26 protein-coding genes are annotated in these 25,996 nt (G+C 71.4%); 17 read left to right on the top strand and 9 right to left on the bottom strand.

All coding sequences use genetic code 11. The features are described from left to right. The first annotated feature begins 13 nt into the window (after window positions 1-13). The 3 genes from BGO15_RS02145 to BGO15_RS02155 are packed head-to-tail and all read left to right on the top strand — an operon-like array spanning window position 14 to window position 6,607. Window positions 14-2,467, top strand: a complete 2,454-nt coding sequence (locus BGO15_RS02145) for a phosphoketolase family protein (protein ID WP_056207380.1) — start codon at window positions 14-16, stop codon at window positions 2,465-2,467. Beyond that, window positions 2,464-5,085 (top strand): heavy metal translocating P-type ATPase, encoded by a 2,622-nt coding sequence (locus BGO15_RS02150; RefSeq protein ID WP_056518808.1) that lies wholly within the window; start codon window positions 2,464-2,466, stop codon window positions 5,083-5,085. Before BGO15_RS02145 ends, BGO15_RS02150 begins: the two co-directional genes overlap by 4 nt. After that, complete coding sequence (locus BGO15_RS02155; protein WP_082486269.1) at window positions 5,078-6,607, top strand: multicopper oxidase family protein; 1,530 nt, start codon at window positions 5,078-5,080, stop codon at window positions 6,605-6,607. Before BGO15_RS02150 ends, BGO15_RS02155 begins: the two co-directional genes overlap by 8 nt. Before the next feature lie 194 nt (window positions 6,608-6,801). Here the strand turns inward: BGO15_RS02155 and BGO15_RS02160 are convergent, their stop codons facing one another. Continuing rightward, window positions 6,802-7,704 (bottom strand): patatin-like phospholipase family protein, encoded by a 903-nt coding sequence (locus BGO15_RS02160; RefSeq protein ID WP_056207378.1) that lies wholly within the window; start codon window positions 7,702-7,704, stop codon window positions 6,802-6,804. Window positions 7,705-7,756: 52 nt separating this feature from the next. Then, entirely contained in the window at window positions 7,757-8,095 is a 339-nt protein-coding gene (locus BGO15_RS02165; protein WP_056207376.1) for an ArsR/SmtB family transcription factor, read from the bottom strand. Between the two features lie 81 nt (window positions 8,096-8,176). Here BGO15_RS02165 and BGO15_RS02170 point away from each other — a divergent pair, with 81 nt between their 5' ends. From BGO15_RS02170 to BGO15_RS02180, 3 genes are read left to right on the top strand one after another with little or no spacing between them, the layout of a single operon-like run. Further along, window positions 8,177-9,418 carry an MFS transporter gene (locus BGO15_RS02170; protein ID WP_056207374.1) on the top strand — a complete coding sequence of 414 codons (1,242 nt, stop codon included), beginning with the start codon at window positions 8,177-8,179 and terminating at the stop codon, window positions 9,416-9,418. A 37-nt stretch (window positions 9,419-9,455) separates the two neighbouring features. Then, window positions 9,456-10,049 (top strand): sulfite oxidase-like oxidoreductase, encoded by a 594-nt coding sequence (locus tag BGO15_RS02175; RefSeq protein WP_056207372.1) that lies wholly within the window; start codon window positions 9,456-9,458, stop codon window positions 10,047-10,049. After that, the gene (locus tag BGO15_RS02180) at window positions 10,046-10,765 is read left to right on the top strand and encodes an FAD-binding oxidoreductase (RefSeq protein WP_056207371.1); all 720 of its coding nucleotides are present in this window, start codon (window positions 10,046-10,048) and stop codon (window positions 10,763-10,765) included. The genes BGO15_RS02175 and BGO15_RS02180 overlap by 4 nt, the downstream gene beginning before the upstream one ends. 5 nt (window positions 10,766-10,770) lie before the next feature. Here BGO15_RS02180 and BGO15_RS02185 read toward each other — a convergent pair whose 3' ends face one another. Continuing rightward, complete coding sequence (locus BGO15_RS02185) at window positions 10,771-11,331, bottom strand: helix-turn-helix domain-containing protein (protein WP_056207369.1); 561 nt, start codon at window positions 11,329-11,331, stop codon at window positions 10,771-10,773. Window positions 11,332-11,398: 67 nt separating this feature from the next. Here BGO15_RS02185 and BGO15_RS02190 point away from each other — a divergent pair, with 67 nt between their 5' ends. The 3 genes from BGO15_RS02190 to BGO15_RS02200 are packed head-to-tail and all read left to right on the top strand — an operon-like array spanning window position 11,399 to window position 14,631. Then, a complete protein-coding gene (locus tag BGO15_RS02190) occupies window positions 11,399-13,072 on the top strand; it encodes an FAD-dependent oxidoreductase (RefSeq protein WP_056518807.1) in 1,674 nt (557 codons plus the stop codon). A 39-nt stretch (window positions 13,073-13,111) separates the two neighbouring features. Continuing rightward, on the top strand, window positions 13,112-13,456 hold the full coding sequence (locus BGO15_RS02195; protein WP_056207367.1) for a nuclear transport factor 2 family protein: 345 nt from the start codon (window positions 13,112-13,114) through the stop codon (window positions 13,454-13,456). Between the two features lie 29 nt (window positions 13,457-13,485). Further along, on the top strand, window positions 13,486-14,631 hold the full coding sequence (locus BGO15_RS02200) for a glycerate kinase (RefSeq protein ID WP_056207365.1): 1,146 nt from the start codon (window positions 13,486-13,488) through the stop codon (window positions 14,629-14,631). Window positions 14,632-14,644: 13 nt separating this feature from the next. On the opposite strand, the gene BGO15_RS02205 is transcribed toward BGO15_RS02200, so the two are convergent. Next, on the bottom strand, window positions 14,645-15,067 hold the full coding sequence (locus BGO15_RS02205) for a VOC family protein (protein ID WP_056207363.1): 423 nt from the start codon (window positions 15,065-15,067) through the stop codon (window positions 14,645-14,647). 42 nt (window positions 15,068-15,109) lie between these two features. Beyond that, window positions 15,110-16,099 carry a hypothetical protein gene (locus BGO15_RS02210; protein ID WP_056207361.1) on the bottom strand — a complete coding sequence of 330 codons (990 nt, stop codon included), beginning with the start codon at window positions 16,097-16,099 and terminating at the stop codon, window positions 15,110-15,112. A gap of 53 nt (window positions 16,100-16,152) precedes the next feature. Between BGO15_RS02210 and BGO15_RS02215 the strand changes: the two genes are divergently transcribed. Both BGO15_RS02215 and BGO15_RS02220 read left to right on the top strand, forming a co-directional pair. Beyond that, window positions 16,153-17,313 (top strand): AI-2E family transporter, encoded by a 1,161-nt coding sequence (locus tag BGO15_RS02215; protein ID WP_162237840.1) that lies wholly within the window; start codon window positions 16,153-16,155, stop codon window positions 17,311-17,313. 1 nt (window position 17,314) lies between these two features. Continuing rightward, on the top strand, window positions 17,315-18,106 hold the full coding sequence (locus tag BGO15_RS02220; RefSeq protein WP_056518839.1) for a dienelactone hydrolase family protein: 792 nt from the start codon (window positions 17,315-17,317) through the stop codon (window positions 18,104-18,106). 2 nt (window positions 18,107-18,108) lie between these two features. Here the strand turns inward: BGO15_RS02220 and BGO15_RS02225 are convergent, their stop codons facing one another. Then, window positions 18,109-18,474 (bottom strand): VOC family protein, encoded by a 366-nt coding sequence (locus tag BGO15_RS02225; RefSeq protein WP_056207356.1) that lies wholly within the window; start codon window positions 18,472-18,474, stop codon window positions 18,109-18,111. 120 nt (window positions 18,475-18,594) lie between these two features. Here BGO15_RS02225 and BGO15_RS02230 point away from each other — a divergent pair, with 120 nt between their 5' ends. The 3 genes from BGO15_RS02230 to BGO15_RS02240 all read left to right on the top strand — a co-directional run bounded on the left by BGO15_RS02230 (window position 18,595) and on the right by BGO15_RS02240 (window position 20,738). Beyond that, on the top strand, window positions 18,595-19,680 hold the full coding sequence (locus BGO15_RS02230; RefSeq protein ID WP_056518801.1) for an alkene reductase: 1,086 nt from the start codon (window positions 18,595-18,597) through the stop codon (window positions 19,678-19,680). A 69-nt stretch (window positions 19,681-19,749) separates the two neighbouring features. Further along, the gene (locus BGO15_RS02235) at window positions 19,750-20,412 is read left to right on the top strand and encodes a hypothetical protein (RefSeq protein WP_056518799.1); all 663 of its coding nucleotides are present in this window, start codon (window positions 19,750-19,752) and stop codon (window positions 20,410-20,412) included. Further along, the gene (locus BGO15_RS02240; protein ID WP_056207353.1) at window positions 20,409-20,738 is read left to right on the top strand and encodes a hypothetical protein; all 330 of its coding nucleotides are present in this window, start codon (window positions 20,409-20,411) and stop codon (window positions 20,736-20,738) included. Before BGO15_RS02235 ends, BGO15_RS02240 begins: the two co-directional genes overlap by 4 nt. Window positions 20,739-20,761: 23 nt before the next feature. Here the strand turns inward: BGO15_RS02240 and purB are convergent, their stop codons facing one another. Both purB and BGO15_RS02250 read right to left on the bottom strand, forming a co-directional pair. Beyond that, complete coding sequence (gene purB / locus BGO15_RS02245) at window positions 20,762-22,171, bottom strand: adenylosuccinate lyase (RefSeq protein WP_056518797.1); 1,410 nt, start codon at window positions 22,169-22,171, stop codon at window positions 20,762-20,764. Next, complete coding sequence (locus BGO15_RS02250) at window positions 22,168-22,671, bottom strand: low molecular weight protein-tyrosine-phosphatase (RefSeq protein WP_045247045.1); 504 nt, start codon at window positions 22,669-22,671, stop codon at window positions 22,168-22,170. The genes purB and BGO15_RS02250 overlap by 4 nt, the downstream gene beginning before the upstream one ends. A 114-nt stretch (window positions 22,672-22,785) precedes the next feature. Between BGO15_RS02250 and BGO15_RS02255 the strand changes: the two genes are divergently transcribed. Beyond that, window positions 22,786-23,049, top strand: a complete 264-nt coding sequence (locus BGO15_RS02255) for a hypothetical protein (protein ID WP_056207351.1) — start codon at window positions 22,786-22,788, stop codon at window positions 23,047-23,049. After that, window positions 23,046-24,437, top strand: coding sequence for a hypothetical protein (locus tag BGO15_RS02260; RefSeq protein WP_056518795.1), 1,392 nt, complete (start codon window positions 23,046-23,048; stop codon window positions 24,435-24,437). Before BGO15_RS02255 ends, BGO15_RS02260 begins: the two co-directional genes overlap by 4 nt. On the opposite strand, the gene BGO15_RS02265 is transcribed toward BGO15_RS02260, so the two are convergent. Continuing rightward, entirely contained in the window at window positions 24,415-24,804 is a 390-nt protein-coding gene (locus tag BGO15_RS02265) for a phage holin family protein (protein ID WP_045247042.1), read from the bottom strand. The genes BGO15_RS02260 and BGO15_RS02265 overlap by 23 nt on opposite strands. A gap of 84 nt (window positions 24,805-24,888) precedes the next feature. On the opposite strand from BGO15_RS02265, the gene BGO15_RS02270 reads away from it, so the two are divergent. After that, the gene (locus BGO15_RS02270; RefSeq protein WP_056518793.1) at window positions 24,889-25,992 is read left to right on the top strand and encodes a histidinol-phosphate transaminase; all 1,104 of its coding nucleotides are present in this window, start codon (window positions 24,889-24,891) and stop codon (window positions 25,990-25,992) included. Window positions 25,993-25,996: the final 4 nt, after the last annotated feature.

A 25,996-nucleotide genomic window follows, 5' to 3' on the forward strand; every position in this document is an offset into this window, starting at 1 on the left:
AAGGAGACCGACCATGACCCCCACACCGGCACCCCCCGCGTGGGCGCACCGCACCACTGATGCCACCGCCGAGCAGTTGGCGGCGGTGGATGCGTGGTGGCGGGCGGCGAACTATCTGAGCATCGGGCAGATCTACCTGCAGGGTAACCCGCTGCTGCGCCACCGCCTCAGCCGGGACGACATCAAGCCGCGGCTGCTGGGGCATTGGGGCACCACCCCGGGCCTGAACTTCCTCTACGCCCACCTGAACCGCGCCATCCGCGACCGCGACCTGAACACCCTGTACGTGACCGGGCCCGGGCACGGCGGACCCGGCATGGTCGCCAACGCCTACCTCGACGGCACCTACACCGAACGCTACCCGGGCATCGACCGCACCGAAGAGGGGCTGCGGGCGCTGTTCCGGCAGTTCTCCTTCCCGGGCGGGATCCCCTCGCACGCGTCCCCGGAAACGCCCGGGTCGATCAACGAGGGCGGGGAGCTGGGCTACTCCCTCGTGCACGCCTACGGGGCCGCGTTCGACAACCCCGACCTGCTGGTCGCCTGCGTGATCGGTGACGGGGAGGCGGAGACCGGGCCGCTGGCGACCGCGTGGCACGGCAACAAGTTCCTCAACCCCGCCCATGACGGGGTGGTGCTGCCGATCCTGCATCTGAACGGGTACAAGATCGCCAACCCGACCGTGCTGTCCCGCATCCCCGAGGAAGAGCTGGTCGCGCTGCTGAGCGGCTACGGCCATCACCCCCACGTCGTCACGGTCGGCTTCGATGGCGAGACCCCGCAGGAGTCCCACGCGACGTTCGCGGCGGTCCTGGATGCGGTGCTGGATGAGATCGCGGACATCAAGGCCGCCGCGGCGGCCGGGACGCTGGAGGGGCGGCCGGCGTGGCCGGCGATCGTGCTGCGCAGCCCGAAGGGGTGGACCTGCCCGAAGATCATCGACGGTCTGCCGGTGGAGGGCACCTGGCGGGCACACCAGGTGCCGCTCGCCGAGGTCCGCGACAATCCCGAGCACCTGCGGATCCTCGAGGACTGGCTGGCGTCCTACCGCCCGCACGAGCTGTTCGACGTGACCGGCGCCCCCCGCCCGGCCACGGTCGCGATCGCCCCGGACGGGGATCGGCGGATGAGCGCGAACCCGGCCGGCAACGGCGGACAACTCACCGTCCCGCTGCGGCTCCCGGACTTCCACAAGCACGCGCAGCCGGTCGACCCGGCCGAGCGGGGTGCGGGAACCGGGGAAGCGACCCGCGTGCTGGGCGAGTGGCTGGCGGGGGTGATCCGGGACAACCCGGACAACTTCCGCATCTTCGGCCCGGACGAGACCGCCTCCAACCGGCTCGCCCCACCCGTCTACCAGGCCACCGGCAAGCAGTGGAACGCGGCCGTGGAGCCCGTCGACGAGCACCTGGCCCCGACTGGGCGGGTGATGGAGGTGCTCAGCGAGCACCAGTGCCAGGGCTGGCTCGAGGGCTACGTCCTTACCGGCCGGCATGGGCTGTTCAACTGCTACGAGGCGTTCACCCACATCGTCGACTCGATGTTCAACCAGCACGCCAAATGGCTCGAAGCGGCCCGGGAGGTGTCGTGGCGGGACCCGATCCCGAGCTTCAACTACCTGCTCTCCAGCCACGTCTGGCGGCAGGACCACAACGGGTTCTCTCACCAGGACCCCGGGTTCATCGACCTCGCCCTGAACAAGAGCCCCGACATCGTCCGCGTCTACCTGCCGTTCGACGCGAACACGCTGCTGTCCACCTACGACCACTGCCTGCGCTCGGCCGGGTACATCAACGTCGTCGTCGCCGGGAAGCAGCCCGCCCCGCAGTGGCTGACGATGGACGAGGCGATCGAGCACTGCACCCGCGGGCTCGGGATCCTGCCGTGGGCGGGCACCGAAACCGAAGGCACCGAGCCGGATGTGGTGCTCGCCGCCGCCGGCGACGTCCCCACCCTCGAGACCCTCGCCGCGGCGGCGCTGCTGCGCGAGCACATCCCCGACCTGAGAGTGCGGGTGGTGAACGTGGTCGACCTGACCCGGCTGCAATCCGAGGACCAGCACCCGCACGGTCTCCCGGACCGGGAGTTCGATGCGATCTTCACTCCCGACAAGCCGGTGATCTTCGCCTACCACGGCTACCCGTGGCTGATCCACCGACTCACCTACAAGCGCGCCGGGCACCAGAACCTGCACGTGCACGGCTTCCAGGAGCGCGGCACCACCACGACCCCGTTCGACATGGTCATGCTCAACGACCTCGACCGGTACCGGCTCGCGATCGACGTCCTCGACCACGTCCCGGGCCTCGCCGCCCGCCACGCCGGCCTGCGGCAGGAGCTGCAGGACGCCCGCCTGCACGCCCGCGCCCACACCCGCGAGCACGGCACCGACATCCCCGCCGTCGCCGACTGGCAATGGCCCCACCCCGACACCACCGACCCCACCCTCGGGAAGGAACCGAAATGAGCGACACCAGAACCGTGACCCTGCAGGTCAGCGGCATGATCCGCGCGACCTCCAAGAACGTCACCGAAGCCCACCTGAGCCGACAACCCGGAGTGATCGCCGTGGACGCGAACCCGGTCTCACAGACCGCGACCGTCACCTACGACCCCGAGACCACCTCGGTCGCCCACCTCCAGCAATGGGTCATCGACTGCGGGTATCACTGCGCCGGCCAGTCCGTCCCCGACCATATCTGCGACCCCGCGCACGACCCGCACGACGAGGGTGCGCACGACCACAGCGCCCACCACGGCCCCGCAGCTGAGGGCGCACAAGAACCGCACGCGAGTCACGACGCGCACGAGGGCCACACGGATGCCACGGGTCACGCCAGCCACGCGGGCCATAAGGGTCCTGCGGGCTATCACGACGACCCCGTCCACGACCACGCCGCTGGCCACGACCACACGCACGCCCCGTCGGCGACGGCGGATGACGGTGAGCATGCCGGTCACCACGTCGAGCACGCCGGTCACACCGCGGCCGCGGGTGGGCACGATCATGGTGCAGCGTCGGGTCACAGTGCGCAGGAGATGATGGGCCACGGTGGGCATCACGGCGGGATGTCGATGGACGCGATGATCCGCGACATGCGCAACCGGTTCCTGGTCGCGCTGATCCTGTCGATCCCGATCACCCTGTGGTCTCCGATCGGGCGGGAGGTGATCGGATTCGAGGTGCCGGCACCGTTCGGGCTGCGCGATGACGTGTTCATGCTGATCCTGTCGCTGCCGGTGATCTTCTACTCGGCGTGGATCTTCTTCGACGGCGCCTACCGGGCGCTGCGCGCGAAGACCCTCGACATGATGGTGCTCGTCGCAGTCGGTGTCGGCGCCGGCTGGCTGTACTCCCTCGCGGTCACCCTCACCGGCGGCGGTGAAGTGTTCTACGAAGCCGCCACGGTGCTTGCCACCTTCGTGCTGCTGGGGCATTGGGTGGAGATGCGCGCCCGCGGCGGCGCGAACGACGCCATCCGCACCCTCCTGGAGCTCGCACCCTCGCAGGCGGTCGTGATCCGTGACGGGCAGGAGGTCGAGATCCCCACCAGCGAGGTCGTCCCGGGGGATCTGATGCTGGTGCGGCCGGGGGCCAAGATCCCCACCGACGGTGTCGTGGAATCCGGAGAGTCCGAGGTGGACGAGTCGATGGTCACCGGCGAGTCCATGCCGGTGGACAAAGCGCCCGGGTCGGAGGTGATCGGAGCGACCGTGAACACCGTCGGCACCCTCCGCGTCACAGCCACCAAAGTCGGCTCGGACACGGCGTTGGCGCAGATCGTGAAGCTCGTGCAGGAGGCGCAGAACTCCAAAGCCCCCGGGCAGCGCCTCGCCGACCGGGCAGCGTTCTGGCTCGTCCTGGTCGCCCTGATCGGCGGCACCCTCACCTTCCTGGTGTGGCTGCTCGCCGGCGCTGCAATCCCGATGGCGATCCTGTTCGCTATCACCGTCGTCGTCATCACCTGCCCCGACGCGCTCGGCCTCGCCACCCCGACGGCGATCATGGTCGGCACCGGGCTCGGCGCGAAACGGGGCGTGTTGTTCAAGAACGCCTCCGGGATCGAAACCGCCGCCCACATCGACACGGTCGTGTTCGACAAGACCGGCACCCTCACCAAGGGGGAGCCGGAGGTCACCGACTACATCCCCGTCGGCGGCGACGAGCTCGAGACTCTCTCCCTCGCGGTCGCGTTGGAGCGGGAATCCGAGCATCCTCTGGCGAAAGCGATCGTGAATTACGCCGACGCCCGCGACATCCCCCGTCGCACCGCGACCGCGTTCCGAAACGTCACCGGGCAGGGCGCGATCGCCACCGTCGACGGTCGACAGGTCGTCCTCGGCAACCCGCGCCTTCTCACCGGGGAGGGGATCGACATCAGCGGGGTGCAGGCCGCTCAGCAGGACCTGGCTGGGTCCGGCCGCACCGCGATCCTGTTCGCCGTGGACGGGCAAGTCGCCGGGATCATCGGTCTCGCCGACGCACCCCGGGACACCGCAAAGACCGCGATCGACGCTCTCCACGAGCAGGGCGTCGAGGTCGCAATGCTCACCGGGGACAACAAGCCCACCGCCGACCGGATCGCCGCTCTCCTCGGCATCGACACCGTGATCGCGGATGTGCTCCCCGAGGACAAGTCCGCGAAGGTCGCCGAGCTGCAGAAGACGGGCAAGAAGGTCGCGATGGTCGGCGACGGCGTCAACGACGCCCCCGCCCTCGCCCAGGCCGACCTCGGCATCGCGATCGGCGCCGGCACCGACGTCGCCATCGAGACCGCCGACGTGGTCCTGATGCGCTCGGACCCGCTCGATGTTGCGATCGCACTCAAGATCGGCAAGGGCACACTGCGAAAGATGCGGCAGAACCTGGGCTGGGCCATCGGATACAACGCCGCCGCCCTCCCCATCGCCGCTGGCGTGTTCTATCCGGCGTTCGGGATCATGCTGTCCCCGGAGATCGCCGCCCTGTCGATGTCCGGTTCCTCCGTGATCGTCGCCGTCAACGCCCTCCTCCTCAAGCGGCTCCGCCTGCCCGCCCAGGCGCCCGCTGCGACGACCATGCAGAAGGAGCCCGAACATGCCTGACCGTCCGCTCTCTCCCACACCGTCCTCCCCGATGCTGCTGACCCGACGAGGTGTGCTCGGACTCGGACTGGGCGCCGTCGCGGCAGCCGTGCTCGCCTCCTGCACCCCCGCGCCGCAATGGGTGACACCCACCGGCGCAGCGGTGTCCGGCACGGAGAAGAACCGCGGCGGCACCGGCCGAGTCACCACCGTCGACCTCACCGCCGCCCCCACCACGCTCGACCTGGCCGGTACCGCCGCCGCCACCTGGGCGTTCGGAGGTATCCCCGCCCCGGTAATCCGGCTCACCGCAGGCGACACGCTGAAAGCGACCGTCCGCAACCAGCTCGACGCGGACACCTCCGTGCACTGGCACGGACTCGCCCTCCGCAACGACATGGATGGGGTCCCTCCGGTAACCCAAGCCCCCATCGCCCCGGGCGGACAGTTCGCATACGAGTTCGTCACCCCGCATCCGGGCACCTACTGGTTCCACCCCCACGTCGGCCCGCAACTGGACCACGGCCTCTACGGTGCGCTCATCATCGACGACCCGGACGAGAAGGTGACGTGGGACGACGAATGGGTGCTGATCCTCGACGACTGGCTCGACGGCGTCACCGCCACCCCGGACCAGGTCCTCACCGACCTCTCGAAGGGCATGGGAGACATGGGCGGGATGGGCGACATGTTCATGCGGATGGGGAACCTGCTGATGGGCGCCACCTCCGACCTGCTCGGCGGCGACGCCGGCGACGTCTACTACCCGCACTACCTCATCAACGGCAAACCCAAAGCCGACCCCGCCCAATTCACCGGCACTCCTGGTGCCCGGGTGCGGATCCGTGTCATCAACGCCGGCAGCGACACCGCGTTCCGGTTCGCGATCGGCGGCCACACCCTGACGATCACCCACACCGACGGGTTCCCGGTGGATCCTGTCGAGGTCGACAGTGTCCTGATCGGGATGGGCGAACGCTACGACCTGCAGGTCACCCTGGACGATGGGGTGTTCCCTGTCGTCGCCGACGCGGAAGGCAAGCAGGATCGCGCGTTCGCGCTCGTTCGCACCGCCGCTGGCACGGCTCCGGCCAGCGACGTCCCCGTCGCCGAGCTCGGCACCGGCAGGGTCGGCACCGCTGCCGGACTGAGCGCGACCGCCTCCGTCACCCTGCACCAGGCATCCCCCGACCGGGTCGTGCACCTCGCGCTGACCGGGGGGATGGAGGCGTACGACTGGGGGATCAATGGGCGCCGGTTCGACATGAACGACCCGTTGCGGGACGCGCACGCGATCAGTATGGGGGAGCGGGTGCAGTTGCGGATCCGCAATGACACCGAGATGTGGCATCCGTTCCACCTGCACGGCCACACCTACCAGCACGCGAACGGCGGCCCCCGGAAGGACACCTCCATCATCCTCCCGGGCCAGACCCTGACAGTCGACTTCGATGCCGACAACCCCGGCCAGTGGGTCGCGCACTGCCACAACATCTACCACGCCGAGACCGGCATGACCACGGTGCTCGGATACCAGTCATGAACCGCGCGTTCACCCCCAGCACGGGAGGATGATCGCGCGGGCGATCGGACGGCGGCGGCGGACGTCAAGTCTAAGTGGACTTCCTACTCTTATGTAGGGATCTGCCATTTCGCGCGGAATCCTGCTGACGAAACTGCTGCCAATTAGCGTGGAATCCCCGAGTTCTCCGCCACCTTGACCGGGAACCTACAGGGCTACCCCCAGAACGCCCGGAGCTCGTCGATGCGGCGTTCGACCGTCGCGAACCCCGATCGTGCGGCCGCAGGGCGGGAGGCGGCATCCATCGCATTCGCACCGAACAGGTGCTCGACGTCGGAGTCCGGCAGGAGCGTCTCGACGATGCTGCCGGACTCCCGCAGTTCGTCGACCTGGTGGGCGAGGCCCTGTCGCCATGCCGTCGGCGTACGCACTCGGCCGCCGAAGGGCGAGAGCACGAGCACGCGGTCATATCCGGCGGCGAGGTCGGCGTTCTCCGAGCTGCGCCGGTATCCGCCGTCGATGTAGCGACGGTCGCCGATGCGGTATGCGCGGCCGCTGGCGCAGCTGGCGGCGACGGCGTCGACGAGGGAGATTCCACTGTGCGGGTCGAAGACCACGGGTTCGCCGCTGTCAGCGTCGACCGCCGTCACGCGCAGCTCGCGATCGGGCCAGGACGCGTCTCCCACTCGCTCCCTCACGGTGGCGCGCCACGCGTCGCGCCAGTCGGCCGGCCCGGTGACGTCGAGCTCGATCGCGGCGAGTCCGAGGCGGCGTCGCAGGTCGGTCGGATCGGCCGCCTCCGCGATCAGGCGCGCCGTGCGATCCAGTTGCGCTGACACCGCTCCGGGCGGCCGTCGAGCGGGAGGCGACGGCGCCCGATTCGTCGGGAGGGGCGCGAGGGCGCGCGCGAAGAGCTCGGCGGCGGAGGCGGCGCACAGCTGCGCCGCGACAGTGGCGCCCGCCGAGGTGCCGATCGTGAGGTGCGCCGACGTCACATCGACCCGGTGCGCTGCCAGCGCGTGCACGACGCCGATCGACCACGCGTTGCCCGTCGACCCACCCCCACCGAACACGACTGCGCGCGTGGAGGGGCGAGTGCCGGGGCTGGGGGAGGTCACCCGCTCAGTATCCCTTCCGCGGCGGGTCGATCCGAGCTCGATGAGGCGTTCGCTAGACCCGAGCCTCGGGCGCGACCCGCGCGGCACCGAGCACGGCGTCGAGCACACCGGGGAAGAGCGCGTTGAGGTCGTCGTCGCGCAGGGTGAGCCGGCGACCACGGCCCTGCGGGTCGTTGCGGATGACACCGGCTTCGCGCAGCACCTTCATGAGGTGCGACTTCGTCGACTTCGGGATCGTCGGGTCGCTGAGATGGCAGGCGGCCATGTCGAGCGGTCCATCGACGAGCTGGCGGGCGATGTCGAGCCGGTCAGGGTCGCTGAGGGCGAAGAGCACGCCGGTCAGAGTGATCTCGGAGCGATCAGGGTGCGGGAGGTCCGCGGAGCCGGTCATGGTTCGACAATAGTTGGACGATCCTGAAAACGGGAGTAGCCTCCTACTATTCGAAATCTTTCGAACCCTGAAGGAGCAAGGATGTCGACATCCCCGACGCCGATCGCTCGGGCGAGCCGCCGGTTCACCTACGGCTTCGCGCTCGCGATCCTGAGCGTGACCGCGATGATGGCGGGCGCCAGCGCACCCTCGCCCTTCTACTCGGTGCTCGCCGTGCGCATCGGATTCGACGCCGCCACGACCACGGTCGTGTTCGCGGTCTACGCCCTCGCCCTCCTCGCGACCCTGCTGCTCGCCGGATCGATCTCGGACTACGTCGGCCGCCGCCCCGCGATCAGTGCGGGCCTGGTGCTCCTCGCCGCCAGCGTCTTCCTCTTCTGGAACGCGCACTCGATCGCGCTCCTCATCGCGGCGCGCATCGTGCAGGGGATCGCGAGCGGACTCCTCCTCTCCGCGCTCTCGGCCGCGGTCATCGACCTCGAACCGGCGTCGCGCTCGGGGTCGGCCGCCGTGTGGAACGCCGTCGCGCCGATGGCGGGACTCGCGGTCGGCGCGGTCATCCCCGGCATCCTGCTGGATGTCACACCCGACGCCTTCACCGCGATGTTCGCGCCGCTCACGGCGCTCTACCTCGTGCTCGCCGCCCTCGTCTGGCTCGCCCCCGAGACCGCCCCGCGCCTGCCGGGAGTGCTCGCGTCGTTCCGCATCCGCATCGGCGTGCCCCGCTCGATGCGTGCACTCTTCCTCAACAGCGTTCCGGCGATCTTCGCGGGCTGGGCCACGGGCGGCCTGTTCCTCTCCCTCGGCCCCAGCATCGTGCACGCAGAGCTCGGGGTCTCGGCTCACCTGTGGCAGGGATTCGCCGTCTCGCTGCTGGCCGGCTCCGGCGCGCTCTCCGCCTTCCTCATCCGGCGCCGCAGCGCGCGGGTCGTCACGATCTACGGCACGTCGGCGCTCGCCGTCGGAACCCTGCTCACCCTCGTGGCCCTCTCGACCTCATCGCTGGTCGGCTACTTCGTCGCGGTCGCCGTCGCCGGCTCGGGCTTCGGCACCGCGTTCTTCGGGGTCATCCGCTCGCTCGCGCCGCACATCCCCGCGACCGCACGCGCCGACGTGTTCGCCGTGATCTTCATGGTGTCCTATCTCGCGATGGCGCTCCCCGTCGTCGCGGCAGGGTTCCTGGTGCAGGTGCTCGGACTCAGCGCCGTCACCTACGGCTACGGCGTCGGGGTCGCCGTGTTCGCCGCGCTCGCCGCCGTGCTGCGGCTGCGTCGCCCCGATGCGCGCGTCGAGCCCGCGGCATCCCCCGCTCTGGGAGGATAGAGCTCACCGAGCTCCGCACCCCCGACGGAGGGCCGTCATGGCGAACATCACCCGAGGTTTCACCGGCCGCCGCCGCGCCCCCGATCCGGCGGTGCCGCCCGGCCAGTACCTCACCGACGACTTCCCGGTGCTCTCGGCCGGGCCCACGCCCCGCGTCGACCCCGATGAGTGGCGCTTCAGTGTGCGCACCGAGAAGGGCTTCACGACCACCTGGACCTGGAGCGACCTCCTCGCGCTGCCGCAGGAGGAGGTGCACACCGACATCCACTGCGTCACTCGCTGGTCGAAGCTCGGCACCAGCTGGCGCGGTGTGTCGCTCGACACGATCATGGCCGCCGTCGACAGCGACTTCGCGTACGCCATGGTGCACTGCTACGGCGGGTACACGACGAACGTGCCGATGGCCGACCTTCTCGGCGGACAGGCCTGGATCGCGCATGAGTTCGACGGTCGTGCCCTCGAACCGGTGCACGGCGGCCCGGCGCGACTGCTGGTGCCGCACCTCTACTTCTGGAAGAGCGCCAAGTGGGTGCGCGGGCTCGTGATGCAGAAGAAGGATGCCCCGGGCTTCTGGGAGCAGAACGGCTACCACCGTCACGGCGATCCGTGGCGTGAAGAGCGCTACGCGTGACCTCGGACTGGTTGCCCGCCACGATCACGTCGGTGCGGCCGACCGCCTCGCACGCGGTGGTGCTCACCCTCGACGTGCCGGGGTGGGCGGGGAGCCTGCCGGGTCAGCATCTCGACGTGCGGCTTACGGCCGAGGACGGCTATCGGGCCGAGCGCTCGTACTCGCTCGCGGACAGCGGCTCGTCGACCACGATCGAGCTCGCGATCGACGAGATCCCGGACGGAGAGGTCTCGCCCTACTTCGTGCGCGACGCCCGCCCGGGTGACACCGTCGAGGTGAAGGGTCCGCTCGGCGGCTACTTCGTCTGGCACGACACCGACCCCTCACCGGTGCAGCTCATCGCCGGGGGATCGGGTGTGGTGCCCCTGCTGTCGATGGCGCGCGCCCGCGCCGCGTCGTCGTCGGCCGCGCCGATGCGTCTGCTCACCTCGGTGCGGTCGCCCGCCGACGCGCTCTACCGCGACGAGATCGCGGCGCTCGCCGCCCGGGGCATCGACGTCGACTGGATCTACACCCGCTCGGGTCCCGAGTCCTGGGCGGGTCGGGTCGGTCGGGTGGATGCCGCGGGGCTGGCCGCATCCACCCTCTCGCCGTCCGTCCGGCCGCTCGTGTTCGTGTGCGGTCCGACCCCGTTCGTCGAGGCCGTGGCCGGCATGCTCGTCGATCTCGGCCACCCGCCGCTGAGGGTGCGCACCGAGCGCTTCGGCGGCGCCTGACCGGCTCAGCCGGAGGTGCGCACGCGGGTGTGCATGCGCTCGCCGTCGCCGTTGAAGATGCTCAGCACCTCAGCGGGCGCGCCGCCTGCCGCACCCATCGCGTGCGGGGTGCGGGTGTCGAACTCGGCCGCCTCGCCCGGAGCGAGCTCGAGATCCTGGTCGCCGAGCCGCAGCCGCAGCCGCCCCGAGAGCACATAGAGCCACTCGAACCCGTCGTGCACGCGAGGGTCGGGCAGGGGCCTGTCGGCCGGGTACGTGATGCGCAGGGTCTGCACCGGCGCGCTCTCGTGCGTGAGCGGCGCGATGATCAGACCGTCGCGGCGGATCACGGGTCGCCGCACCCGCGGATCCCGATCGTGCGGCGGCAGCAGGTCGTCGATGCGGATGCCGAGGGCCCGCGTCACCGGCAGCAGCAGCTCGAGACTCGCCCCGCGCTTGCCGGATTCGAGGCGCGAGAGAGTGCTGACCGACAGCCCCGCGCGGCGGGCGAGGTCGTCGAGCGTCCAGTCGCGCGCGTGCCGTGCGGCGCGCACCCGCGGGCCGATCTGGGCGATCGCGGCATCCATCGACGCTCCTTGCTGATCTCGCAAACGAACTTGCACGATTGTCCCGCGGTGTCGTCGACTTGTCGACATGCATCCCGATCTCGACGTGATCATCCTCGGCGGCGGCATCGCCGGGCTCAGCGCCGCGCAGCTGCTCGGCCGCGCCCGTCGCCGCACCCTCGTGATCGACGCCGGCGAGCCCCGCAATCGCACCGCCGCCCACGTGCACGGCGTGCTCGGGCACGACGGGACGCCCCCGGCCGACCTGCTCGCGAGAGGGCGGGATGAGGCATCCGGCTACGGCGTCGGCGTCATCGAGGCGCGCGCGGTCGCGGTCGAGGCGACCGACGACGACATCACGGTCGTCACCGACGACGGGGCGCGCCGCACGGCGCGCGCGCTCCTCGTCGCCACCGGAGCGAGCGATGTGCTGCCCGCCGTGGCGGGGCTCGCCGAACGGTGGGGCGCCGGCGTGCTGCACTGCCCCTACTGCCACGGCTGGGAGGTGCGCTCCCGCCGCCTCGGCGTGCTCGCGACCTCGCCGCTCTCCCTGCATCAGGCGCAGCTCGTGCGGCAGTGGAGCGCCGACGTCACCCTGTTCACCGCAGACCTCGGACCGCTCTCGATCGACGACGATCTGCGACTGCGCGCGCGTGGCATCCGTCTCGTGCCCCAGCGCGTCGTCGAGATCGTGGGCGACGGGCCGGATGTCACGGGTGCGCGCCTCGCCGACGGCACGATGCTCGCTCTCGACGCCGTCTTCACGGGCGGCGACCTGACCCCCCACGACGACGTGCTCGCCGGTCTCGACCTGCCGCGTGTCGACAGCCCCACAGGCTCGGTGATCGAGGTCGATGCGACGGGCCGCACCGCGCATCCGCGTATCTGGGCCGCCGGCAACGTCGTCACCCCCATGGCGAACGTGCCGATGAGCATGGCCGCGGGGGCGACGGCGGGAGCCGCGGTGAACGCCGCACTCGTCGACGAGGATGTCGCGCGGGTGCACGCCGACCGCGACGGGTGGCCCGAGATCGCCCCCGCCGACTTCTGGGAGCCCCGCTACGCCGCGAGCACGCAGGTCTGGTCGGGCCGCGTGAACGCCGTGCTGGCCGACATCGCGGCCACGCTCCCCGCGGGCTCCGCCCTCGACCTCGGCTGCGGGGAGGGCGGCGACGTGCTCTGGCTCGCCGCGCACGGGTGGCGCGCCACGGGCATCGACATCTCGGTCACGGCGATCGAGCGCGCTCGCGCCGCCGCGGCGGACGCGGGGGCGGATGCGGCATCCGCTCGTTTCGTCGCCGGCGATCTCGCGGCGCTCGACGTCGACGAGACCTTCGACCTCGTGACGGCGAGCTTTCTGCACTCGCCCGTCGACCTGCCACGGGAGGAGATCCTGCGGGCCGCGGCTGAGCGGGTCGCGCCCGGCGGACACCTGCTGATCACCTCCCATGCCGCGCCGCCGCCGGGGAGCCCGGGTGCCGGGCACGGTCACGACCACGGCCATGACGGCAACCACCCCGCACCCGGCCACGATCGCGAGGGCGGTGCCCCGCACGACCACGGCCACGGCGGCGGCCACTCTGACCCCACCGCGCCCGCGCCGCGCTGGTTCCCCACTCCGGCCGAAGATGTCGCGGCCCTCGCGCTCGACCCGGCCGAATGGACCGTGCTCATCGCGGAGGAGCGGCAGCGCGAATCGCTCGCCCGCGACGGCGAGCTGCGCACCTTCCACGACAGCATCGTGCTCGCTCGTCGCCACTGAGACCGGGCGCACCCGACGCGCCGGTGGCACACTGACCCCATGACGGATGCCGCGACCCTCCGGGCGCTCGAACTGTCGCTTCTCGACCCGCTCGTGCGCCGCGACCCGATCGCCCTGGCCGCGCTGCTGCATCCGTCGTTCACCGAGATCGGTGCGTCCGGCGCGCTGTGGACGCGCGACGAGATCGTCGCAGCGCTCGCCGCCGAACCGGACGCTCGGGAGATCCCGCCGACCGACGAGTGGCAGGTCGCGGCGCTCGGCGATACCCACGTGCTCGTGACGTACCGCATCGGCGGGGAGCGCCCCAGCCGGCGGTCGTCGATCTGGGACGTCTCGACGGGCAGACCCGCGCTGCGCTTCCACCAGGGAACACTTCTCGGCTGACGCCGAACCTGGTGTGCGACGGTGCTCTCATGTCCGTTCACGACGAGGTGACCGCGACCGCGCTCACCGTGGTCGTCGCCCCCGACAGCTTCAAAGAGACCCTGTCGGCCCCCGCTGTCGCCGACGCGTTCATCGCCGGGTGGCGCTCGGCGCGGCCCGGTGACCATCTCATCTCCCGACCGATGGCCGACGGCGGCGAGGGAACCCTCGACGCGATCGCGCGCGCCGTGCCCGGATCGGTGCGCGAGCCGGTCGCGGTGACCGGGCCCGACGGTGCGCGGGTCGAGTCCGCGTGGCTGCGGCTCCCGCCCACGCCCGACGCTCCGCACGGCATCGCCGTGGTCGAGCTCGCCGCCACCTCCGGGCTCGAACTGCTCGGATCGCGCCGCCTCCCGTGGGATGCGCAGTCGGTCGGCTTCGGCGAGGCGATCGCCGCCGCGCTCGACGCGGGGGTGTCGCGCCTGCTGCTCGCGGTGGGCGGCAGCGCATCCACCGACGGCGGCACCGGCATGCTGACCGCGCTCGGCGCCCGGTTCACGGATGCCGCGGGCTCCCCGATCGCGCACGGCGCACGAGGGCTGCTCGATCTGGCGCATCTCGACCTGTCGGGCCTGCGCCCGCTGCCGACCTGCGGGGCGGTCGTGCTGTCGGATGTGAGCAACCCGCTGCTCGGAGAGCGCGGCGCGGCATCCGTCTTCGGACCCCAGAAGGGGCTCGACGGCGAGGCCATCGCCCGTGTCGACGCCGCACTCGCCCGGCTCGGCGGGCTGCTGCCCGGCGACCCCGACGCGGCGGGCGCGGGAGCCGCGGGCGGGGTGGGGTTCGCGCTGCGCGCCTGGGGCGCCACGGCCGCCTCCGGTGCCGGACAGGTCGCCCGCACGATCGGACTCCCCGCCGACCTCGACCGCGCCGACGTCGTGGTGACGGGCGAGGGCTCGTTCGACGGACAGACGGCCGCGGGAAAGGCCCCCGCGATTGTCGCCGGGATGGCGGCCGATCGCGGGGTCTCCGCGTTGCTCGTCGCCGGGCGACTCGTCGCCGACCCGACCACCGCGGGCTTTCGCGCCGCCTACTCGCTCACCGACCTCGCCGGGTCGGGAGAGGCCGCGCGCGCCGAGGCGGCGTTGTGGGTGCGCGAGGCCGGGAGGCGCGCCGCCGCGACTCTCGTGCTCTGAGCCGTGGGCGACGTCAGGCGAGCGGGGCGTCGTCGCCAGGGAGGGCGACGTTGAACATCCAGCGCACGCCGAACCGGTCGGTCACCTCGCCGTACATGTCGCCCCACACCTGCTTCTCGAGCGGCTGGCGCACCGTGCCGCCGTCGCTGAACCGCGCGAACCAGCCGAGCACGCGCTCGACCTCGTCGCTCATGAACGCGGCCGAGATGCGGGTCTCACCCACGACCTGGTCGGGCTCGAGACCGTCGGCGCCCATCAGATCGAAGCCGTCGGCCTTGAGCTCCGAGTGCATCACGTGAGAAGGGTCGGCTCCGGGCATGCCGAAATCGCCGAACGTCGAGATGGTCAGCTCTCCGCCGAACACCTCCTGATAGAAGGTCATCGCCTCGCGGGCGGCGCCGGCGAACTGGATGTAGGGGATGAGACGCGTGGTCATGTGAGCCTCCGAACGGGGTGACGGTCGTGGACGGTTCCGACGCTAGGCGCCCGCTCCTCGAGGGGCAAGGGCGGATGCGGCATCCCACCACTCGAGCACCCGCAGCGACAGGAACGTGAGCCACGGCGACGCCTCGCCCTCGGGCACGTCGACGTCGAACCAGACGGCGCCGGGGTGTCGATGCTCCTGCACCCAGCGCCCGTCGTCGCCCCGCTTCGACCGGATCGACGCGATCGCGTCGGCGAGCCGCGGGTCGGGGGCGACCCCGTCGAACAGGGCGGCTGCACGGAAGTAGTCGGCCGCGTGCAGTGCGCTGTAGACATGCCGGAACGGGTACGCCAGATGGTGCACATACGGCACCACCGGCTCGCCGCTGCGCAGACCGTAGAGCGCCCGCCGCTCGAGCAGGTACTGCTCGGCACCGTGGCGGGCGGCAGTCAGTTCGGGGAAGCCGAGCCCGGCCCGCTCGTAGGCGAGCACACCCTCGAGTGCATTGAGGGTCGAGGGGAACGAGGACCGCGTCGATCCCTCGACCCACTCGCAGTTCCAGCCGCCGTCGGGCTGACGGTGCTCGACGAACCACCGGGCGATGCCCGAGACGTCCACCCCGAGCCACGCCCCGGCGGCGAGGGTGTAGCCGTTGATGCAGCAGTCGACCTCGCCGTCCCAGTACGGCAGATCGTCGTACTCCCACCGCGCGTGCGTGCGCAGCTTCTCCGCCGTGCCGTCGAGGACGGATGCCGCCACCCCCCACTCGCGCAGCTGCTTCAGGCTCCAGGTGGTCGCCGTCCAGGGCTGCCCGTCGGCGCGCTGCTCCTCGGTGAAGTCGGCGGGGAAGAACGCACCGCCCGCCCACTGGCCGTCGGCGTCCTGCCGGGCGAGGAGCGCGGCACCCATGCCCTCGCGGGGCACCCGCGCGCGCGTCGCCTGCCACACCGCCTCGGGCGCGCCGACGAGGTCGCGCTCGACCTGCCAGCGCAAGGCCGGGTCGGAATCGAGCAGCCAGGACATCACGTCGTCGCGGGGGGACATGTGGTCACGGTAGCGGGAGGCCGCGACATCCCGACAGGCGTATGTTCGACCCCATGACGCTCTTCTCGCGGCGTGCCTCCCCGCCGGCCTCCCCGGCCCCCGCCGCACCCGACCCGGTGCCGGCAGGCCTGAAGATCGGGGCGGCGTTCGCCTGGCGCCTGCTGGTGATCATCGCGGCGCTCGCGGTGGTGCTCCTGGTGGCGGTGCATCTGTCCGAGGTGGTCATCCCGTTCCTCATCGGTCTCGTGCTCTCGGCGTTGCTCGTCCCCTTCTCGAGCTTCCTGCAGCGGCATCACTGGCCCAAGTGGCTCGCGATCATCACCTCGTGGATCGCGGTCTTCGCCGCGCTGGGGCTGCTCTCCTTCATCGTGGCCATCCAGATCCGCTACGAGCTGCCGAAGATCGAGCACCAGATCACCACCGTCGTGGCCTCCGCGAAGGACTTCCTCGCCACCCAGCCGTTCGGCATCACCGATCAGCAGCTCGACACGTGGATCTCGGACATCGTCACCTACATCCAGACCCACGCCAGCGACATCGGCACCGGCTTCGCCGCCGCAGGGCTCGGCATCGTGCACGCGATCGAGGGCATCTTCATCGTGATCTTCGTGACGCTGTTCGCCTTGATCGACGGACCCCGCATGTGGCGCTGGTTCGTCCGCGTGTGGCCGCGTGCGGCGCGCCCCCGCCTCACCGCCGCCGGTCACGCCGGGTGGCGCACCCTCACGAGCTTCATCCGCGTGCAGCTGGTCGTCGCGGGCACCGATGCGATCGGCATCGGCGTGGGAGCCGCGATCCTCGGGGTGCCGCTGGCGATCCCGATCGCGGTGATCGTGTTCCTCGGCGCGTTCGTGCCGGTCGTCGGAGCGATCGTCGGCGGCATCGTCGCCGTCGGCATCGCACTGCTGTTCAACGGCTGGGTGCACGCGGTGATCATGCTCGGCATCGTGATCCTCGTGCAGCAGGTCGAGAGCCACGTGCTGCACCCCTTGCTCACCGGAAGCGCGGTCAAGGTGCATCCGCTGGGCGTCGTGCTCGGCGTCGCGACGGGCGCCGCCCTCGCGGGCATCGCAGGCGCCTTCTTCGCGGTGCCGTTCATCGCGACCGCGAACGCCATGATCGTGGCCGCCTACCGCACCGACCCGGATGAGCTCACCGGAGCGGGACACGATCCCGGCGCGGCGCGCGAGCGACGGCGACGACCGAGGGAGTGATGTGAGCGACGGCTTCGACGAGAGATGGGATGCCGCAGACTTCACCGCCGCGGGCCTCACCCACCGGGTGTTCCGACGCGGCACCGGTCCCGGCGTCGTTCTGGTCCCCGAGATCCCCGGTGCGACCCCCGAGGTGATCGGCCTCGCCGACCTGCTCGTCGAGGCGGGGTTCCGCGTCGCGGTGCCCTCGATCATCGGCACTCCGGGTCGTCCCGCGACCGGCGGCTACCTCGCGGCCTCCGCCCTGCGCATGTGCGTGTCGCGCGAGTTCGCGGCGTTCGCCCGCCGGGCCGATCGGCCGGTCACGTCCTACCTCCGCGCGCTCGCGCGCGACCTGCACACCGAGTCGGGCGGTGCCGGCGTCGGCATGATCGGCATGTGCTTCTCGGGCGGCTTCGCGCTCGCCGCCGCCGTCGAGCCGGCCGTCATCGCGCCGGTGCTGTCGCAGCCCGCCCTGCCGCCCGCCTTCGGCGCCGGCGCGCACGCCACCGGACTCACCGAGGCCGCCGAGGCGACCCTTGCCACCCGCGTGCGCGATGAGGGACTGTGCGCCCTGGGTCTGCGCTTCACCGCCGACCGCAGCGTGCCGGCGTCCCGCTTCGCCGCGTTCGAGCGGGCGCTCGGCGAGGGCTGGCGCGCGTTCGAGATCGACTCCTCAGCGGGCAACCCCGATGGCATCCCGACCTCGGCCCACTCGGTGCTCACCGATCCGCACGCGGGCGAGGCGGGGCATCCGACCCATGCGGCCCGGGCCGCGGTCGTCGACTTCCTGCGGCAGCGGCTCGCCGCGTGAGCTCAGCCGAGTCGCTGCTCGACGAGCCCGACGAGGTTCCCCTCCGAGTCGCGCACGAACGCCTGCCACTCGTCGGAGCCTGCGGGACCGAGGCTGTCGTCGTGGTGGGAGAAGATCGGATGCGGCGGCGTGACCACCTCGGTGCCGGCATCGCGCGCCCGCGCCACGGCCTCGTCGATGTCGTCGACACGCAGGTAGATCAGCGCTGACGGCGCCGCGCGGTCGACGAGCAGTCGCACCCCGTCGAGGTCGAAGAACACGAGCCCCGGCGGATCGAACGCCGCGACGGGCTCGCGCGCGAGCAGCGTCGAGTACCAGGCGGTGGCGCGCGCCAGATCTTCGGCATGCTGGGCGACCTGCACGAGCATCGGGACCCCTCTCGTGAACGTGCGGTGCACACCAGGATGCCGCGCCGCGCCGCCCGACGGAATAGGCAACCTCCGCGACGGGTTGTGTCCGGCGGCATCCCCGATCGATTGGACCCGCCCGTGCAGCTGCTCACCCCCGTCACCGTCGGCCTCCTGGAACTCCCGAACCGGCTGGTGATGGCGCCGATGACCCGCCTGCGCGCCGGGACGGACGCCGTCGCCACGCCGCTCATCGCCGAGTACTACGCCCAGCGTGCGACGGCGGGTCTGCTCATCACCGAGGGCACCTTCCCGAGTGCCGAGTCGAAGGCGTACCCCGGGCAGCCCGGCATCGCCTCCGAGGAGCAGGCGGCCGGCTGGGCGCTCGTCGCCGACGCGGTGCACGCCGCCGGCGGACACGTGTTCGCCCAGCTCATGAACGGCGGCCGCGTCTCGCACCCGGAGATCACCGGAACGGCGCGCATCGTGGCGCCGTCGGCGATCGCCATCGAGGGCGAGGTGCGGGTGCCCGGCGGATCCAAGAAGCCCTATCCCGTGCCGCACGCCCTCGACGGCGCGGAGCTGGAGATCGTGCGCGACGAGTTCGTGCTCGCCGCCCGCCGTGCGATCGCCGCCGGACTCGACGGGGTCGAGGTGCATTCCGCCAACGGCTACCTGCTGCACCAGTTCCTTTCGCCGGCGTCCAACGTGCGCACCGACGGCTATGGCGGCAGCCCCGCCGCCCGCGCCCGCTTCGTGATCGAGGTCACCCGCGCCGTGGCCGCCGAGGTCGGTGCGGCTCGGGTGGGCCTGCGCATCTCGCCGGAGCGCAACATCCAGGACGTCTGGGAGAAGGATGCCGCGGACGTCCGCGCGACCTATGAGGCCCTCGTCGACGGGGTCGCCCCGCTCGGTCTCGCGTACCTCAGCGTGCTGCACCCCGACCTCGACGGATCGCTCGTGCAGGATCTGCGTCGACGGTTCGGCGGCGTGGTGGTCGCCAACTCCGGAGTCGCGAGCCCGACGACCCGGGACGAGGCCGAAACCCTCGTCTCCTCCGGAGTCGCGGACGCCGTCGCCGTCGGACGCGCGCTGATCGCGAACCCCGACCTCGTTGCCCGCTGGCGGGAGGGTGCCGACGAGAACGCGGTCGACCAGGCGAGCGTCTATGGGCCGGACGCCCGCGGCTACACCGACTACCCCGCCCTCACGACCGTCGGGGGCTGACCGGACCCCTCGGTTCACAGCCGGCGAGACGTAGACTTGATCGACTCTGCCGCTTTCCGAGGTTTCCCCGTGCCCGACGCTCCCACCGCCCGCGCCTTCGAGGTGCGCCACCTGCAGTTGGCGCGCGCCGTGTTCGCGGCGATCGCGGCGGCGATGATCACGTTCTCTGCCGACCACTCCGCCTCGGTCGGACTGTCGGTGTTCAGCGGATTCGCGATCACGACCGCCCTCGTGTTCCTGCTCTCGGCCTGGCTCGTGTACCCCCGCGGCCAGCGCACACTTCCCCTCGTGCTCGGCGTCCTCACCCTCGTCGCCGGCATGGTCGCGGGTGTCGCCGTGATCCGCTCGACCGTGCTGCTGTTCGTCCTCGTCATCGTCTGGGCGCTCGTCACCGGGCTCATCGAGGGCATCGCGGGCTGGCGCGCGGTGCGCCGCAGCGCACGAGGCACAGCGGCGGCATCCGATGCCCGTGACGGCCTGATCGTCGGGGCCATCACGGTGCTGCTGGCGGTGGGGATGCTGTTCATCAGCCCGCAGTACGTGCTGCCGTACTACATCGCCGAGGCGAACCAGTCGTTCACCCTCACGGGTACCGCCATCGGCGTCGGCGTGTTCGGCGGATACGCCGCCATCATCGCCGTCTACCTCGCGATCGCCGGCCTCTCGCCGCGACGCCCCACCGCGCCCGCCGATGCGCTCGCGACCGCAGACCCGTCGAAGGACCGCGCATGACCGACAAGCCCACCCGCCGCGACCTGTTCAAGCCCGTCCAGCTGCTCGGGCTCGCCCTCGCCGCCGCCGTGTTCGCGGGCGTCGTCGTGCTGATCTCGATGGGCTTCTTCCAGGACCGCTTCTCGGGTCAGGGCCAGCACGCCCTGGTGATCGGACTCATCGCCGCAGGCATCACGTTCGTCGTGACGCTCGTCGTCATCGCGCTGCTCGTGCTCGTGGTCGATCCCGCGCAGGTCACGAAGGCCATCGACGGCCCGGTGCTGCTCACCAAGGACGCCCAGAAGGCCGAGAAGAACGACGCGGACTCGGGCGCCGACGCTCCGTAGCCGCCGCTGCTCGCCCGTCGCCGTCAGATCAGGTCGACGAGCTCCGACGCGATGCCCGTGTACGTCGCCGGCGTCAGCGTCAGCAGGCGCTGCTTCGCGGCATCCGAGATGTCGAGCTGCGAGACGAAGTCGGCGAGATCGGATGCCCCGACCCGCCGCCCGCGCGTGAGGTCCTTCAGCAGCGCGTAGGGGTCGGTGATCGTCGAATTGCCTGCGGTGACCTCCGCCCGCACGACGGTCTGGATGGCCTCGGCGAGCACCTCCCAGTTGCCGTCGAGGTCGGCCAGCAGCACGTCGTCGCGCAGCGAGATCTCGCCGAGACCGCGCAGCAGGTTGTCGAGCGCGAGCAGCGAGTGGCCGAACGCGACGCCGATGTTGCGCTGCGTGGTCGAGTCGGTCAGGTCGCGCTGCAGGCGGCTCGTGACGAGCGTCTGTCCGAGCGTCTGCAGGATGCCCGCGGAGATCTCGAGGTTGGCCTCGGCGTTCTCGAAGCGGATCGGGTTGATCTTGTGCGGCATCGTCGACGATCCCGTCGCGCCCGCGACGGGGATCTGCGCGAAGTAGCCGAGCGAGATGTAGGTCCAGATGTCGGTCGCGAGATTGTGAAGGATGCCCCCGGCATGGCGCACGCGGTCGTACAGCTCGACCTGCCAGTCGTGCGACTCGATCTGGGTGGTGAGCGGGTTGAACCCGAGCCCGAGGTGCTCGATGAAGCGGCTCGCGACCAGACGCCAGTTGACGTCGGGGGCGGCGGCCAGGTGCGCCGACCAGGTGCCGGTCGCGCCCGAGAACTTCGCGAGGAACTCGGATGCCGCGATCTGCCGTTCGACCCGCTGGAGACGCCAGACGAACACCGCGAGCTCTTTGCCCATGGTGGTGGGGGTCGCGGGCTGCCCATGGGTGCGGGCGAGCATCGCGGCATCCCGATGCTTCTCGGCGAGGGCCGACAGGGCGCCGATCACCGCGCGCAGCTTCGGCAGCCACACGTCGTGCACGGCACGCTTGACCGTGAGTGCGTACGCAGTGGAGTTGATGTCCTCGCTCGTGCAGGCGAAGTGGGTGAGCTCGGCGAGCCGGTCGAGACCGAGCTGCGCGAGCCGGTCGCGCACGAGGTACTCGACGGCCTTCACGTCATGGCGGGTGACGGCCTCGCGCTCGGCGAGCCAGTCGATCTCGGCCTGGCCGTAGTCGAGGTACAGCAGGCGCAGTCGGTCCTGGGCGACCTCGTCGAGCGGGGAGGTGCCGAACGCGCTCTCGTTGGTCAGGGCGATCAGCCACTCGACCTCCACCTCGACGCGGGCGCGGTTGAGGCCCGCCTCGGAGAGGTACTCGCCGAGCTCGGCGACCGCGGCGCGGTACCGGCCGTCGAGGGGGCTGAGGGGCTGCACGGGGAACGACGACGACACGGAGGACTCCTGTCGGGAGAAGGTCAGCCCGCGGAACGGAGGGCGGGCTCGAGCTGCCGGAAGAGCGCCCGGCAGGCCTTCTCAATCATAGTGAGCACGCCGTCGAACTTGTCGGGGCCGGCGTAGTACGGGTCGGGCACGTCCAGATGGTCGCCCGCCTCCGCGTCGAACGAGCGCAGCAGCGCGATCTTGTCTGCGTCGTTGTCGTCCCGCGACCAGCCCCGCAGGATGCGCTCGTGGGCGCGGTCGAGCACGACGACGAGGTCGCTCGAGTCGAAGTCGGCGAACGAGAACTGGCGCGCGCGGTGCCGGCTGCCGTCGTACCCGCGGCGCTCGAGGGCGTCGAGCGTGCGGGGGTCGGCGCGCTCGCCGACGTGCCAGTCGCCGGTGCCCGAGCTCGACGAGGCGACGCGGTCGCCGAGGCCGGCCTGCTGGGCGAGCGTGCGGAACACGACCTCGGCCATCGGGGAACGGCAGATGTTGCCGGTGCACACGAACACGACGCGGAACGGTGCGGACGAGGGCATTGCTCCATTCTGGCCCCGTGCACGGCCTCCTGCCCAGGGGCGGGACCGCCCGGTTTGTCCCCCGGTCGTGCTCTCACCTGCCTCGTGCGGGATGTCGTGCGCGAGCGTGGCCGTATGCCAGCCGCTGCCACCCCCGTCGAGGTCGCCGCCCTGATCGCCGCGTTCGACCACCTCGCCGAACTGGTGGGCGACCTGTCGGTCGCCGCCGCCCGCATCGCCCCCGAACTGCAGTGGCAGTCCGAGGCGATGCTCGCCTTCGCGACCCGATGGGATGCCACGTGCTCCCTCGCCGACCGCACGCGCCGCCGCGCACGGGTCGCGGCCGATGATGCGCGCTGGGTGCAGGCGACGCTGCTGGCGGGCGTGGGGGCGCCGTGAGCGACGTCGACATCCGCTCCGGCGGCGCCGTCGCCGTCGACACCGCGACCCTGCGCGCCGCGGCCGAGCGGGTGCGCGCCCTCGCCCCGCTCGCGTCGGCCGCGGGAGAGGCGGCTCGGCGGGTGCGTGAACTGAGCTTCGCGGTGTTCCCTCACGGCGGCCGATTCGAGGTGGCGACATCGACGCTCGTGAGCGGAACCGGTGTGCTGGTGGCCGATGTCGCCTACCTCGCCGACGCGCTCGAGAACACAGCGGCCGCGTACGAGCTCGTCGAGCTGCGCGCCGAGCGGGCCCTCGCCGAGACCTCGGGCGACCACGGTCGTGTGGCCGAGATCGACGTGTCGATCGACGGACTCAGGGCGCGATGGCCGGCAGCGTCAGACATCGCCGATGCCTCCGAGCTGGCCGCGACCGGCCACTCCGACGAGGTGTGGCGCCAGCTCTCCGCGTGGGGTGTGCCGATCGTCGGCCTCACCGGCGCCCTCGGCATCGGCGCTCTCGCGCTCGTGCTCGGTGCGCGCGGCGCACTGCGGGGTGCCGATGCGCCCGGCCGCGTCGCGCGCGGCGCGCGTCTGGGCGGCTCCGTGCCCGCTGTCACCCTCCTGCCCCAGCCCGTGGGCGCTGCGACCGGCCGCCCCGCCGGGCTGGCCGACCTCTACGCGCGCGTGCCCACGGGAGAGGCGCGGGTGCGTATCGAGCGCTACACGATGTCCGACGGCAGCCGGGCGTACGCCGCGTACATCGCCGGCACCGACGGGTCATCGACGTGGGACAACACCGCGAACCTCGCGCTGTATCGGGGTGACGCGTCGACCTCGTCGGCCGCCGTCGCACAGGCGCTCGAAGCCGCGGGTGCGCAGCGCGGCGACACAGTGCAGGTCACGGGTTACTCGCAGGGCGCGATGGTCGCCGCCCACCTCGCGGCATCCGGGGAGTACGACGTGCCCGTGCTCGCGACGTTCGGGTCCCCCGTCGCCGTCGACGTCGATCCGGCCACCCTCGTCGTCGATGTGCGGCACGACGACGACCCGATCGCCGCCCTCGCCGCTCCGCCGAGCGCGGCCGCTCTCGGCGCGGACGGTGGCGTCACGATCGGTCGGGTCGTCGACCCCGCCACCGGCCCGCACGACGTCACGATGCCGGCCCACGACGGCGGCGCGTATCTCGAGACGGCACGGCGGGCGGATGCCTCGGGTGATCCGCGGCTCGCCGCCCTCGAGCAGCGGCTCGCCGTCTACGACGCGGCTGTCAGCGTCGAGACCTTCGCCTACTCGGCCGAGGCGGTACCCACACCCGCGCCGACGCCCACGCCGGGTCTCGACCCGTCGCTCCAGAGGCCGCTGGGCAGCCGAACGGGCGGGGACGTCAGCGGCGGCGGGGCCGGATGATGATGCCGGCGATCCAGTTGATGAGCGAGATCACGATCGCCGCCACCACTCCCCACCAGAAGCCGTCGATGCGAAGGCCCCAGTTCCACAGCCCCGTGATCCACGCGGTGAGCCACAGCAGGAAGCCGTTCACGATGAGCGAGAAGAGGCCGAGCGTGAGCACGTAGAGGGGGAAGGTCAGGATCTTCACGATCGTGCCGACGATCGAGTTCACGATCGCGAAGATCGCCGCGACCGCCAGCAGTGTGATCACCAGCTGCAGCGTCTCGCCGGGTGCGAACGGGATCACGACGACACCCAACACGGGAATCAGGGTCACGACCCAGATGGCGAAGGCGTTCACGACGGCGCGGATGAGGAATCCCATGCGCGCAGTCTCCCACGCGGCATCCTCGGGCCGGAAGCGCTCCGGACGCGGATGCCGCGGTGCGCCCGCTCCTAGACTCGGCACGTGACCGATTCGCTCCCGATCCGCGCCCGCGCCGACATCGCGGCGCTCCCCCCGTACCGCCAGGGACGCCAGGCCGGCGCCGATGCGTTCAAGCTCTCGAGCAACGAGAATCCGTTCGAGCCGCTGCCGAGCGTCGTCGCCGCACTGCAGGGTGCCACGGGAGTGAACCGCTACCCGGATGCCTCGGCCGCCCTCCTGCGCGCACGTCTCGCCGAGCGTTTCGGGGTCACCGCCGAGGAGGTGCACATCGCTGCCGGCAGTGTGTCGATCCTGCTGCAGCTGGTGCTAGCGACATCCGGTCCCGGCGACGAGATCATCTACGCGTGGCGCTCGTTCGAGGCCTATCCCGGGCACGTGAAGATCGCCGGCGCGACCGCCGTCGAGGTGCCCCTGCTCGCCGACGGTCGCCACGACCTCGGCGCGATGGCGGCTGCGGTTACCGATCGCACGCGACTGATCATCGTCTGCAGCCCGAACAACCCCACCGGGCCGATCGTCACGCAGACCGAGTTCGAGCAGTTCCTCGCGCGGATCCCCGCCGATGTGCTCGTCATCCTCGACGAGGCGTACGCCGAGTTCGTCACCGACCCCGAGGCCGTCGACGGGCTGCGCGAGCTCGGTGTCATCCGTCCCAACGTCGTCGCCCTGCGCACCTTCTCCAAGGCGTACGGCCTCGCGGGTCTGCGTGTCGGCTACGCCGTCGGCCACCAGCGCGTGCTCGACCTCGCCCGCTCCACCGCCATCCCGCTGTCGGTGACGGCTGCGGCCGAGTCGGCGGCGCTCGTCAGCCTGGACGCCGAAGCCGAGCTGCTCGACCGCGTGCGCGAGCTCACCGACCGGCGCGCGGCCCTCGTCGACGGCTTGCGTGCCCAGGGCTGGCGGGTGCCCGAGACGCAGGGCAACTTCGTCTGGCTCGACACCCGCGCCGACAGCCAGCGCATCGCCGCGACCTTCGACGAGGGCGGCATCATCGTGCGTCCCTACGGGGACGACGGCCTGCGCATCTCGATCGGCGAGGCCGAGACTGTCGAGAAGGTCCTGCAGATCGCGGCATCCGTTGTAGATACTCTCGCGAAGGGGCATCCGGCGCTCGCGTTAGCGTAGACAC

The organism is Microbacterium sp. 71-23, assembly GCF_001897265.1.
Lineage (GTDB): Bacteria > Actinomycetota > Actinomycetes > Actinomycetales > Microbacteriaceae > Microbacterium > Microbacterium ginsengisoli.